Genomic DNA, 12,553 nt, shown 5'->3' with positions numbered 1-12,553 from the left:
CGGCGCCGAGCCGGCGGCTACTTCAGCTTCCACTCGCCCGTCTGGTCCGCGAAGCCGGAGTCCATGGTGAACTGGACGGCGCCGATCTTGGAGGCCTTGGGGACCTCGAAGACGATCCAGCCGAGGCCCTTGGCGCCGGGCTTGAGCTTCAGGCTGGAGGACATGGACGGGCCGGCCGTGATGTCGGCGAAGGTGGAGTCGAACTGCTGGCCCTCGCTGTCGGCGACCTGGGCGCCGTTGGACGGGCTGTCGCTGTAGACGGCCTTACCGGTGTTGACGAGCTGGAACTGCACGCCGACGAACCGCTTGCCGGCGTCGGGCTCGGTGAACTCGTTGGCCGACTTGCCGGGGTCGGCGATCTTGACGACCGTGACGTCGAGCTGGCTGCCGTCCTCGAAGCCCTTCAGGGTGAGGGTGTCGCCGACCTTGGCGACCTCCGGGGACTTCCCCTTCTTGGCGTCCTTGCCGCTGTCCGCCTTGGCGGCGGCGTTCTCCTCCGGCTTGTCGACGACGGTGCTGCCGGTGTCGCAGGCGGTCATGGTGAGCGCACCGATGGCGGCGGCAGCGACGGCGGCAACTCTGATACGGGCGTGCATGGTCCCCCCAAGGATCAGTCTGTGTGGATCACGGCGTCCCCCGCAGGCTGTGCGAGCGGGGGCTCACGGATGACAGTACGAGCTATCCGTTGATTGTGTCAACAGGCCGCCCGTTCGGGCCTCTCGTTTACGCATGCCGCGGTGATGCCGGTGGTGAACTCCGTGAACACCGGCGCGTGCGGGTGGCGTTCTCGCGGGATGTGGCGCCTGCCGACGTTGGCATGCGAAAGCACCGCTCCGGCCTGTTGCGGGAGCGGTGCCTGTGGGAAAGGGGGGTGAGCCGGTTCGCGTCCGTGTGCTGAGGTCCCCTCAGCTGTCGGGCTCCAGGGCGCCGTTGGCGAGGCCGTCGCGGGCCAGGGCGGCGGCGTCGCGGCTCAGTTCGGCGATCCTTCTCGCCCGTTCCTCGAACTCCTGGAGGGCGCGGAACGCCGCCCCGTAGCGGCGCTGCTCGGCGATGTCCATCTGGGGAACGCGGGCGCCCTTGCCGTCGAGGCGGAACGTTCCGCTGGCGCTGGTGGACCGGCGGGTGTTGGCCGCGCTGCGCAGGAACCCCTGGAGGAAGTCGGTGTCGAGCTGATCGCTGATCGACACCGGCTCGGCGCCGCCGTACTCGACGAGACCGGCTCGCGTGAGGTCGGCGACGCTGACGGAGGGGCCGTCAGGGGCGCTCAGGCGTCCCCCCGCGCCGAGGGCCGGGAGCAGTTCGGCGAGTATGCCGACCTGTTCCGCGAGTTCGCTCCGCAACTGCTGGTACTCGGCCACGTAGTCACGGTGGGAGTCCCGCACGTAGCGGCCGGGGGTGAGGTCCACGACGTCGTCGAGCAGTTCGATGAGAGGGACGTCCGTCGCCTGGTCGGGGCGTGCGTCCAGGGGGCCGTCCGGATCGTTCCGGGTCAGGTCCACCATGCGGACGCTGGTGGCCGCGTCGCCGGAGGAGAGCGGCCGGTGCAGTTGCCAGAGGTGCACCGGCAGGGCGTGCGAGACGGCCGAGCCCGGCGGCAGCGCCGTGACCTGGGTGAGGACGCCCCGGCGCACGAGTTCCGCACGGATGCGGCGGCCTGCCTTGCGGTAGGCCACCGAGGCAGGCACGACCATGATGACCCGGCCGCCCGGAGCGGTGTGCGCGTAGGCGTGCTGCAACCAGGCGAGTTCGCCTTCCGCCCGGGACGGGATGCCGAGTTCCCACCGCGGGTCGAGAAGGAGTTCCTCACGCCCCCAGTCGGTGTCGCCCACCGGGGGGTCGCAGACGACCAGATCGGCCTTGAGGTCGCTCCACCGGTCGTCGCGGAGGGAGTCCCCGGCGGTGATGCCGGCACCCGCCCGTCCGGTGAGGTCGGCGCGCAGTTGCGCGAAGCGGGCGCTGCGCGCGTCCACCTCCTGTCCGACCCGCCGCGGTCCCCGCTCGGGTCCGACCGCGAGCAGCAGGGTGCCGATGCCGCAGGCCGGATCGAGAACGGTCGCGTCGTCCGCCACTTCGCCGGCCAGGTGCCGTACGGCGCGGACGACGCGGGGAGAGGTGACCTGGTCGGAGCCGGCCCGTCGTACGGAGTCGGTGAAGCGTTCGGCGAGGGCGTCCACCACCTCGCCGGGCGAGTCGCGGTCGGCCAGGCGCCGGGCCAGTGCGACGGCGTCCTTCGGCAGGGCTTCCGGCCTCTTCGTCCGGGGGCCGGCGAGTACCGTGGCGACATCGGCGAGCGCGGTGACCATGTCGTCGCCGTACGCTCCGCGCAGCACCTGCCAGAGCTGCACTTCCTCCGAGAGGTCCTGGCCCTTGCGCTGCTTGTCCAGCCAGGTGTTGACCTCGGCGAGATCGAAGAGCGGACTGTTGGCGCTTCCGCCCGTCGGCGCGGGGAAGTCGTCGTACCGCCGACGCCAGTTGGAGACCGCTGCCCGGGTGACACCCGCGAGCCGCGCGATCTCGGAGCCGGTGACGAGAGGACCGGCTGGTGAGGCGGCGTTGTCCGTCATGCAGTTCACCGTACACGGCGCCTGTTTTCCCATCAACGGAAAAGTGGTTGACATGGTACACATAGGGCAAAGATGTCCTCACGTGTACCTCAAGCCGCCTCAATCCGTCCCCGGCGGACCTGTCGTACGACGATCGTTTTCGCCTCGCTGACTGCTCAGGAGGGCTTCTCTCAGCTGGTCGGCGTTCATCGCCACCAGGTGTGGGACGCGGTCGTTCCATTGCGCGGCCAGGCCGTCCAGGGTCCGTACGAGGGATCGGCGAATCCCGAGGGCGGCGAAGGCCAGAAGGACGGCAGCCACCGGTCGCAGGAGTCTGCGGCCGCGCAGGGAGACGATGACGTGTATGTCCCATCTGCCGTCGTCCCGGGACGGCCGGGGTACGGCTCGCGCGTCCGCCCGGATCCAGCGGTGGTCGAGGCGGGCCGAGGCCGGGGCCGAGGCTGAGGCGCGGCCGGTGTCAGCGGCGGGCCACCAGTCGTCCAGTCGGACCCTGGCCCGGCCCGCCATGTCGAACAGCGTGCGCGGTGCCGCGCCGCCTTGTGTCCGGCCGGTGATCTCGACCTCGGCCGGGCGGTCGGGACTCTTCAGTGTCCCGTCCAGTTCGATGGTCATGTCGTCCTCGGCGACGGCGAGTTCGAGGCGGACGGCTCGGCGGTGGTCCCATTCCCTGACGGTGATCTGTACGGTGTCCCTCGCGTCGACGGCCTTCTTGTCCTCACCGGAGCCGTCCGTGTCCGCCTTCGCCTTCCCGTCGTCGGCCTCGTCCTCGATCACGTAGACCGACCCAGGGAGCAGGTGTCGCCCCCGGGTCAGCCGGATGTCCCGTGCGACCTGGCCGTCGGGCAGTACGAGCCCTTGTTCGTCCGCCCGGCTCTCCTCCACCAGGGTGCGGATCACCGTGACGGCGTCGGCTAGCCAGGGGTACGGAACCGGTTCGACGGCCACCGTGTGCTTGACGGAAACCATGTCAGCCGCCGACGTGCAGGGCGCCCAGCAGCATCGGCAGGGAGGCGTGCAACTCGCGTTGCCAGTAGGCCCAGCCGTGGGTTCCCGGGCCGTAGAAGTTGGTCGTCACGTGTTTGGCTCCCACACGTTCGAGTTCCGCGGCCAAGGCGTGGTTCTGGCGGTTGAAGTCGGCCTCCAGCGCGCTGGTGCTGCCCGGGGTGTCCAGGGGTCCGGTGGTGCCGTCGCCGCACGACAGGTACACCGGGACCGGCTTGAGCCGTTTGGCGAGGTAGTACGGGTCGTGCGCCTGCCAGATGCCGCGCTGGGCGACCGGGTCGCCCCAGACCCGCAGCGGGTCGTCGCCCTGGCCGCCGAAGTACCCGAGGATGCGGTCCACCGACTCCTCGTTCAGCAGCGGGTGCGCCGAACCGGAGTACGCGGCGGTCGCCTTGAACATTCCGGGGTGCCGGGCGGCGTACAGCAGCGCGCCCTGGCCGCCCATCGAGAGGCCGGCCACGACGCGGTTGCCGCCGGCGGCCCAGTCACGTTCCAGGAGCTGCCGCAGCTCCACGGTGTGGAACGTCTCCCATGCGGGGTCGCCGCCCCGGCCATGGTTCCACCAGTCGCTGTACCAGCCGTTCCAGCCGGCCTCCGGCATCACCACGAGGACCTTGCGCAGGCTGTCGATCCGTGCGACGTCCGTGAGGGCGGTCCACGAGGTGTAGTCCCCGCAGCAACCGTGCAGCAGCCAGAGGGTCGGCCAGTGCTGCCGCCGGTCGCCCGGGTTCCAGCCGTCGGGGGTGAGGAGCCGGACGCCGACCGTCCGGCCGCCCAGGGCCGCCGAGCGCACGGACAGGTCGACCTGACGGTCCGCGACCGGGGTGACCGCGACGACCTCCGCGCCTCGCGGTTTCGAGGAAGAGGCGGCAGCAGCGGTGTCGGCCGAGGTCGTTGCCACGGGCGAGGCGGCGCGCGCCAAGGCGGTCGGGGTGGTCGGCGCGAGGGTGAGCAGCAGTGCGGAGAGAACGAGCAGGACTCGGGTTCGAAGGGTCATCGCGGCTCCCTGTGGCGGGTCGGGGCTCGAGCGTGCTTCGACCGGGCGGGGTCAACTCCTCGGGGGCAGGATCAGCAGGGCGTCTCCGACGGGGCGTTCGCCGCTGGCGTCGGAGGGCTGGTTGAGCACCTTGCCGTCGATCACCATCGTGGTGGAGCCGCCGCCGTCCAGGTTGATCGCGTCGCGCAGTCCGAGTGCCTTGGCGATCTCGGCGCTCTCGGTGATGCTGAGCCCGAGCGCGCCGGTGCTGCGTCCGTCGGCGGTGACGAGCACGGTCCGTCCGGCGGCGTCCACTCCGGCGAGCGTGCGCGGGTTCCGCTTGTGCACCCAGCCGTAGTAGAAGCTCGGGTCGCCGGGGTGCACCATGCCGTCGGTGGCCGGTGTGACGTGGAGCCGGCCGTCGCGGACCAGTTCGGGGCCGCCGTTCACGACGTCGGTCCCGGGTGAGGGCATGACCGGGTGTCCGCGTCCGTCCAGCAGCGTGGCCTTGATGTTCAGGTGGTCGCCGACCCCTGCGAGGGCGGTCAGCTCGGCGACGCGCCGGCCGGTCGCCTGCAGGGACCTGCCGCCGGCCGGCAGTGGTCCACCGCGTGGGGTGCGCAGTTCCACGACCCGGTCGTGGGCGTCCAGGACGGCTTCGAGTCCCGCGCCTGCCGGGGTGCGCTTCCCGAAGTCGGCTGTGAAGGCGACGAGTTCGTCGGTGCTGGTGCAGGTCACATCGTGCAGCGGGAGCGAGGTCGGGATGTCGTGTGCACCGCCGCCGCAGTTCCTGATCAGGCCCGGTACGCGGTTGACGCCGCTCAGGCTCAGCGAGGTGCCCCGGCCGGTGACCCGTCCCTGCCAGGTGAACCGGGTGACCTCGGTCCGGCGGCTGTTCGTGTGCGTGACGAGGCCGGGGCGTCCGTTGACCGGTTCGCTCAGCAGGCGGCCGTCGTAGACACCGACACCGGCGGGGTCGCCCGGTGCGCCCGCGAGGGGGTCGAGGACGAAGAACCCGGCGTTGACCGCGGCGGTCGCGCCGGCCGCGTTCGACAGTTCGCTGGTCGTCTCGCGGTTCTCCAGGTCGGGGCCGTACGACGCCTCCAGGCTTCCGTGGAAACGGCGCGGGTCGATGGTGAGCACGTCGACGCGCCACGGGCCCCGGTCCGTGCGGTCGCCGTCCCAGCCGGTGTACACCGCCGCTCCCGCGTAGCCCGCTGCCTTCAACCGTGCCTGTTCTGAGGCCGCGTTGGACTGCGCGTCGAACGAGCCGACCCGGACCCGCCACCCGAGCGTGCCGCCGGCGTAGTCGGCGGTCCTCGCTGTCGTCACCTGCTCGACCCGGGCCTGGAAGCCGTCGCGCTTCAGGCCGGCGGCCAGTTCGTCGGCGCTCGGCCTGTCCTTGAGGGCCGTCGGCGGCGCGTCGGGGTCCGGTGAGGTCTCACCGCCGGGAATGGACACCTCGACCGTCCAGCGCAGCGCCGGGTCGGTGGCGCCGCGCACGATACGGGTGAGGGTGACGCCCGGCTGGAGCGCTGTCGTCGTGCGGGTCTCGGAGAGGTCGGACGGTCCCAGTGGCAGGGCCTGGGCCTGCTGAACCGGCTGTGGGTCGGGGAACGCCCGCACCGGGCCCGGGGACGCCTGCGCCGGGAGTGCGCCCAATGTGACGAGGACGCCGAGGGCAGCACCGGCACCGCACAGTCTCTTCTTCATCCGCACCGCCTGGAAGCTGGACCGAGTGACTCGAACATGACATTTTGCGCCTGCAGGCGGATCATGTTGCCAGCCATGCGGGCGACGCGAAAGCCCAGTGAGGAACGGTGGGGGATACGACGGGAACAAGGGACGATCCGTCCGCTGAAACCGCGGGTCAGTACGGCATTAGGGGCAATACCCCAACGTCCCTGGGTGCGCGGGACGTTGGGCCCTGGACAAGACCGGCGTCGTAACCCTCCAGCGTGCCGACCCGCTGCTCAGGTCTCCCTCTCGGGCACGTAGTCGGCCTCCTCCAGGCCGAAGGTCCAGGCGACGCCCTCCCTGGCGGTCCGGGTGCTCGGCGGCACCCGGAGCCAGTAGGTGCGGTGGGTGCCGTCGGGCTCGGGGGTGGAGTTGACGACCTCGACCATCACCAGCGGCTCGTCCCCCTCCAGTTCGATGCGCCACAGCACGCCCGCCTGGTCGCGCTGTACCGGTTCGGCGCCGGAATCATCCAGGTAGCGCTCGTAGCCGTAGTGCTCCAGCATCACGCGGCGCAGCTCGGCGTTCTCCTCCTCGCGTATGCGCCGTGGGGTCAACTCGCCGAGCCCGGCGAGGAACTCGGCGGGGACCGGCATACCCCGCCAGGCGTGCAGCGCGAACCCGTCGGGGAAGGCGAGCGCCGGTCCGTCCCCGCGGTCGACCCGGCCGGCCTCGTCCCGGTGCAGCTCCAGGGGGCGTTCGCAGACGACCGCGGTCCTCTCGTACGGCCACCACCAGCCCGCGGCGCGGGCGACCGCGGCGATTCCGTCGAGTGCCTCCGCGCCGTCCTGGCCGTCGAAGGCCGCCAGCCAGGCCGCGTCGTGCTGGCCGAGGACCGCGTCGAGCAGGACGAGCCGGGCGGCCTGCTCGTCCCCCGTCGCGTCGGTCGAGGCCTCGACCACGCCGGTGCGTATGCGCTCGGTCAGCGCGACCGTGCCGTCCCACAGTTGGGCGCCCGTCAGGGCCCAGTGCGCGGCCCAGCCGGCCGGTCCGAGCCGGTCGAGAACACGCTCCCGCGCGGCCGCCCAGGGCCGGGTGCGCACCGCGTCGCGGACACTGCGGCCGGCCGTGCCCTCCGCCGTGAGCCGTGCGGCCACTGCCGCGCCCTCGCTGGGCGAGCCCACCCAGACGATGTGCTCCGGCTCCGGCAGACCCGCCAGCCGGTAGGCCAGGCGCACGCCTTCCTCGGCCGACGGACGGTCGGCAGGGCCGGTCGCCGCCGCCACCTCGCGCCACTTCGCCGTCGTGGCCGCCTGCACGGTCGTCTCGTGCGCGGCTTCGTGCGCGGCCTCGTGCATGGGTTCGCGCACGGGCTCTTGTGCGGTCTCACTCACGGTTTTCGTCGGTGTCGTCATCGTTCCGCTCTTCGCTGTCTCAGTCCGCCACGACGCGCACCGCGCCGGGCACGTACTCACGCTGCCGCACCACGCGGTACCAGCCCTTGGGCAGCGGTATCGCCGCGTGTTCCTCGTGCACCACCCGTCCGCCGTCCGGGAGATGGAGGTAGGACGCTCCGAACGGACCCGACTCCCGGACCAGCGTCCCCGGCCCGACCACCGCGTGAGCGTGTCCGGTGACCTCGCCGAGAGCGAGCACCAGCCTCCCCCGGGCGTCCCGCGGCTGGTGCGGCAGCCGGTCCGTGCCCGGTGGTACGGCCGCCTCCGCGACGGGCACGATCAGGACGTCCCCCTGCCGGTACATACAGGTCTCCCTTCCCCGTCGGCACCTCACCGACCGATGTCCACGACGCTACGCGGGGGGTCTGACAACGGCCCTGGAGCACAGCCCCCGCCCCGGCCCGAAAACGCCGGTGTCAGAGCCGCTTGGTACAACTCTTCGCGAACAACGCAATGCGTGAGAGCCCCAGGAGGCCAGCGTCATGTCCCACGTCGAGCATCTGAAGGAACTGCACGGCCTCCCGGCCTTCGACTTCGCCCGGTTCGCGGGGAAGCGGGAGCTGCCGGAGGCGGGCGCCGCGGCCTGGCGGCTGGCCGTCGACCCGTACAGGGACTCCCCGCAGGAGGACTTCGGTGAGCTGTGGGACCGCTTCCTCGACACCGTCGATCCCGCCGGGGTGCGGGCGATCGTCGTGGGTCAGTGGGGTGAGCCGTACGACAACGATTCCAGCGGCATCGTGCGGCGTCTCGTGGCCGCACGTGACCGGCTGACCGCGCTCCGGGCGGTGTTCATCGGGGACCTGGAGATGGAGGAGTCGGAGATCTCCTGGATCGAGCAGTCCGACGTCACGCCGGTCCTCGACGCGTATCCGCTGCTGGAGGTGTTCGGGATCCGCGGCGGCAGCGGGCTGCGCTTCCCGGCGGTCCGCCACGATCACCTGCGCAGGCTCCGCTTCGAGGCCGGCGGACTGCCCGGCGAGGTCGTGCGGGGTGTCGCCGCCGGCGAGTTCCCCGCCCTGGAGCACCTCGACATGTGGCTCGGCGTGGAGGAGTACGGCGGCGACGCGGGGGTCGCCGATCTCGCCCCGATCCTGGCCGGGGGCCGCTTCCCGGCGCTGCGCCATCTCGGCCTGCGCAACAGCGAGATCCAGGACGAGGTCGCCGCCGCCGTCGCCGGGGCCCCCGTCGTCGCCCAGCTGACCTCGCTCGACCTGTCCCTCGGCGCGCTCACCGACGACGGCGCGACCGCGCTGCTCGGCGGTCAGCCGCTCACCCACCTGACCCGGCTCGACCTGCACCACCACTTCCTGAGCGAGTCCATGGCCGACCGGATCCGCAGGGCCTTCGACTCCAGCGGGACCGAGGTGGACCTGTCGGATCACCGGACTCCGGACAGCTGGGAGGACCAGGAGTGGCGGTATGTCGCGGTCTCCGAGTAACGCGGCGCCCGCCGCCGGCCTTCGGTTCGCCGTCGTCGGCAATCCCGGGAACCGGCGGACGACGATGTTCGCCGACGCCGTTCGGGCGGCCGGTCACCCGGCGCCCCGCGTGCTGGAGTGGCGGGACGTGCTGCGCGGACGGTACGCCTTCTCGCCGGGCGAGTTGGTGCGGATCGACTCGCCCGGCGAGAACGCCGAGGTCGACCGGTTGCTGCGGGACACCGACGACCCCACCCGGGTCGAGGGGACGGCTCTGTGGCACCGCCGTTTCACCGCCGCGGTCCGGGAGGTGACCGCCGCGGCACGCGCTGCGGGCGCGGTGGCGACCGCCGACCCGGAGGACGTCGCGGTCATGTTCGACAAGCGGCGCTGCCATGCCCGGCTCGCCGCCGCGGGCGTGCCGGTCCCCCCGGCCCTGACGGGTCCGGTCGGCGGCTGGTCCGGGCCGGACGGGCTCCGGGAGCAGCTCGAACGGGCCCGGATCTCACGGGCGTTCGTGAAGCCGGCGCACGGGTCGTCGGCCTCCGGTGTCGTCGCGCTGACGCTGGCGGGACCGGGCCGGGTCAAGGCGACGACCTCCGTGGAGACCACCGCCGACGGCCGCCTCCACAACTCCCTCCGGGTGCGCCACTACACCACGGAGGCAGAGGTCGCCGCCCTCGTCGACGCCCTGGCCCCGGACGGGCTCCACGTCGAGCGGTGGCTGCCGAAGGCCTCGCAGGGCGGCCGGGCCGCCGACCTGCGGGTGGTCGTGGTCGCCGGACGCGCCACCCATGCCGTGGTACGGACCAGTCGGCACCCCATGACGAACCTGCACCTCGGCGGCGCCCGCGGCGACCTGGACGCGGTACGCGCGGCGATCCGGGCCGCGGGAGGCCGCTTCACCGACGTGCTGGACGTGGCCGAACGGGCGGCCGCGTGTTTCCCGGGCACTCTGTGCGTCGGCGTGGACATCCTGCCGGCGACGGGCTGGCACCGGTTCACGGTCGGCGAGGTGAACGCCTTCGGTGACCTGCTGCCCCGCCTCACCGGCCTGCCGGGCAGCGGCGCCGAGGGCCTGGACACCTACGCCGCACAGGTCGCGGCGGCCCCGGCCGTCCTGCGGGAGGCCGCACCAGGCTCCACCCCGGCCGCAGCCACCTCCGCACCTACCGCTGCACAGATCGCCGTACGGAGCCCCGCAGCGGCTGCCGCACCGGCCCCCGTACGGCGAGCACGACGCAAGGAGCACCACCATGACCCCACCGCCTGACATGAACGACGTCGTGGGAAGCCACGACATCCTGTTCGTCACCCTCGACACCCTCCGCTACGACGTGGCGCAGGAACTGGCGGCGGCCGGACGCATACCGAACCTGGCCCGGCACCTGCCCGGCGGCGCCTGGGAGCGGCGGCACGCCCCCGGCAGTTTCACCTACGCCTCCCACCAGGCGATGTTCGCGGGTTTCCTGCCGACGCCGGCCGCGCCGGGTCCGCATCCCCGGCTCTTCGCCGCCCGTTTCGCGGGCAGCGAGAGCACCGCGGACGGCACCTTCGTCCACGACACTCCCGACCTGGTCTCGGGTCTGGCCGCCGTGGGCTACCGCACCGTGTGCATCGGCGGCGTGGGCTTCTTCAACAAGCAGGGCCCGCTGGGCTCCGTCCTGCCGGGATTGTTCCAGGAGAGCCACTGGGAGCCCGAGTTCGGGGTGGCCTCCCCCACGTCCTTCGAGGCCCAGGTGGCCTGTGCGGAGAAGGTGATCACCGAACTCCCCCGGGACCAGCGGCTGTTCCTCTTCGTGAACGTCTCCGCGCTGCACCAGCCCAACTGGTTCCACCTCCCCGGGGCCACCCGCGAGGCGGGCGACACACGGGCCACCCACGCCGCGGCGCTGGAGTACGTGGACCGGCACATGGGACGGCTCCTGGCCGCCGTCGCCGGTCGCCAGCCGTGCTTCGCCGTCGTCTGCTCCGACCACGGCACGGCGTACGGCGAGGACGGCTACAGCGGCCACCGCATCGGCCATGACGTCGTATGGACCGTGCCCTACGCCCACTTCTTCCTCGACGGAGCCCGATGACCATGACCGTCACCAGCACCGGGTCGGCGCTCGCGCCGAGCACCGTCCGCCCGTACCAGCAGTACGTCTACGCGTATCCGCACAAGACCGCGTACCGTCCCCTCGCCCGCGAGCGGGCCTCCCTGCGCGCGCTGTGGGCGGACGAGCCGAAGGACGCGCTCTCGCTCTACTTCCACATCCCGTTCTGCGAGGTCCGCTGCGGCTTCTGCAACCTCTTCACCCGGATCGGGGCACCGGACGGCCTGACCACGGCCTACCTGGACGCGATGGAACGGCAGGCGGCCGCGGTGCGCGAGGCGCTGGGGGACGGCGCTCGGTACGCCAACGCGGCCTTCGGCGGCGGCACTCCGACGTTCCTCGAGGCGGCCGAGTTGGAGCGGCTGTGCGATCTGGCCGAGCGCGGTCTCGGCGCCGACCTCGCCGCGATCCCGCTGTCGGTGGAGGCCTCGCCGGCCACGGCGACCGCCGACCGGCTGGCGGTGCTGGCCGCCCGCGGCACCACGCGGCTGAGCCTGGGCGTGCAGAGCTTCGTCGACTCCGAGGCGCGGACGGCCGTACGCCCCCAGCGCCGGGCGGACGTCGAAGCGGCCCTCGCCCGGATCCGCGCCGCCGGCATCCCCGTCCTCAACATCGACCTGATCTACGGCATCGACGGCCAGACCGAGCAGTCCTGGACCCGTTCCCTCGACGCCGCCCTCGCGTGGCGGCCGGAGGAGCTGTATCTCTACCCCCTCTACGTGCGCCCGCTCACCGGCCTCGGCCGGCACCGCGGATCGACGCCCGGGGGCGACGCCGACTGGGACGAGCAGCGGCTGCGGCTGTACCGCCACGGCCGCGACCACCTGCTCGCGCGGGGCTACGAGCAGGTGTCGATGCGCATGTTCCGCCGTGCGGACGCCCCCGCCATGGGCGGCGAGGACTACGCGTGCCAGACCGACGGCATGGTCGGCCTCGGCTGCGGCTCCCGCTCGTACACCTCCACGCTGCACTACTCCTTCGACTACGCCGTGGACATGCACCGCATACGCGGGATCATCGACGACTACACGGCACGCCCGACCGAGGACTTCCGGCACGCCGACTTCGGCTGGGAGATGACCGCGGACGAGTCCCGGCGCCGCCATCTGCTCCAGTCGCTGCTCCAGGCCGAGGGCATACCCGTCGCGGACTACCGGGCCCGTTTCGGCAGCGAGCCCGGCGACGACTTCGCCGCCGAGCTGGACCGGTTCCGCGAGCGGGGCTGGCTGGACGACCGCGCGGGCCCGGAGGTGCTGCGGCTGTCCCCCGAGGGGCTGGCCCACTCCGACGCGCTGGGGCCCGAGTTGTTCTCCGCCGCGGTGCGCGAGCGCATGGCCGCGTACGAGCCGAAGTGACGGAG

11 protein-coding genes are annotated in these 12,553 nt (G+C 72.3%); 4 read left to right on the top strand and 7 right to left on the bottom strand.

All coding sequences use genetic code 11. The features are described 5' to 3' along the window. Positions 1–17: 17 nt before the first annotated feature. From ACF09J_RS12000 to ACF09J_RS11970, 7 genes are all read right to left on the bottom strand, one after another. Positions 18–596, bottom strand: a complete 579-nt coding sequence (locus ACF09J_RS12000; protein WP_392305273.1) for a DUF4352 domain-containing protein — start codon at positions 594–596, stop codon at positions 18–20. Between the two features lie 309 nt (positions 597–905). Then, the gene (locus tag ACF09J_RS11995) at positions 906–2,564 is read right to left on the bottom strand and encodes an N-6 DNA methylase (protein WP_392305272.1); all 1,659 of its coding nucleotides are present in this window, start codon (positions 2,562–2,564) and stop codon (positions 906–908) included. Between the two features lie 99 nt (positions 2,565–2,663). Further along, entirely contained in the window at positions 2,664–3,530 is an 867-nt protein-coding gene (locus ACF09J_RS11990; RefSeq protein WP_392305271.1) for a hypothetical protein, read from the bottom strand. Position 3,531: 1 nt separating this feature from the next. Further along, positions 3,532–4,563, bottom strand: a complete 1,032-nt coding sequence (locus ACF09J_RS11985; protein WP_392305270.1) for an alpha/beta hydrolase — start codon at positions 4,561–4,563, stop codon at positions 3,532–3,534. Positions 4,564–4,614: 51 nt separating this feature from the next. Then, entirely contained in the window at positions 4,615–6,255 is a 1,641-nt protein-coding gene (locus ACF09J_RS11980; RefSeq protein WP_392305269.1) for a phosphodiester glycosidase family protein, read from the bottom strand. 260 nt (positions 6,256–6,515) lie between these two features. Then, a complete protein-coding gene (locus ACF09J_RS11975) occupies positions 6,516–7,577 on the bottom strand; it encodes a DUF6745 domain-containing protein (protein ID WP_392305419.1) in 1,062 nt (353 codons plus the stop codon). 76 nt (positions 7,578–7,653) lie between these two features. Then, on the bottom strand, positions 7,654–7,980 hold the full coding sequence (locus ACF09J_RS11970; protein ID WP_392305268.1) for a hypothetical protein: 327 nt from the start codon (positions 7,978–7,980) through the stop codon (positions 7,654–7,656). Positions 7,981–8,158: 178 nt separating this feature from the next. Here ACF09J_RS11970 and ACF09J_RS11965 point away from each other — a divergent pair, with 178 nt between their 5' ends. Genes ACF09J_RS11965 through ACF09J_RS11950 form a run of 4 tightly spaced genes read left to right on the top strand, consistent with a single transcriptional unit; the run spans position 8,159 to position 12,548 of the window. Then, positions 8,159–9,115: an STM4015 family protein gene (locus tag ACF09J_RS11965; RefSeq protein ID WP_392305267.1), complete on the top strand. Its 957-nt coding sequence runs from the start codon at positions 8,159–8,161 to the stop codon at positions 9,113–9,115. Further along, a complete protein-coding gene (locus ACF09J_RS11960; protein ID WP_392305266.1) occupies positions 9,096–10,367 on the top strand; it encodes an STM4014 family protein in 1,272 nt (423 codons plus the stop codon). The genes ACF09J_RS11965 and ACF09J_RS11960 overlap by 20 nt, the downstream gene beginning before the upstream one ends. Before the next feature lies 1 nt (position 10,368). Continuing rightward, entirely contained in the window at positions 10,369–11,175 is an 807-nt protein-coding gene (locus ACF09J_RS11955) for an STM4013/SEN3800 family hydrolase (RefSeq protein ID WP_392305418.1), read from the top strand. Then, positions 11,172–12,548 (top strand): STM4012 family radical SAM protein, encoded by a 1,377-nt coding sequence (locus tag ACF09J_RS11950; protein WP_392305265.1) that lies wholly within the window; start codon positions 11,172–11,174, stop codon positions 12,546–12,548. Before ACF09J_RS11955 ends, ACF09J_RS11950 begins: the two co-directional genes overlap by 4 nt. Positions 12,549–12,553 lie beyond the last annotated feature (5 nt).

Source organism: Streptomyces sp. NPDC014889, from assembly GCF_043081205.1.
In the GTDB taxonomy this organism is placed as follows: domain Bacteria; phylum Actinomycetota; class Actinomycetes; order Streptomycetales; family Streptomycetaceae; genus Streptomyces.
The sequence above is the reverse complement of the archived record's forward strand: the minus strand, read 5'-3'. Positions and strand labels throughout refer to the sequence as shown.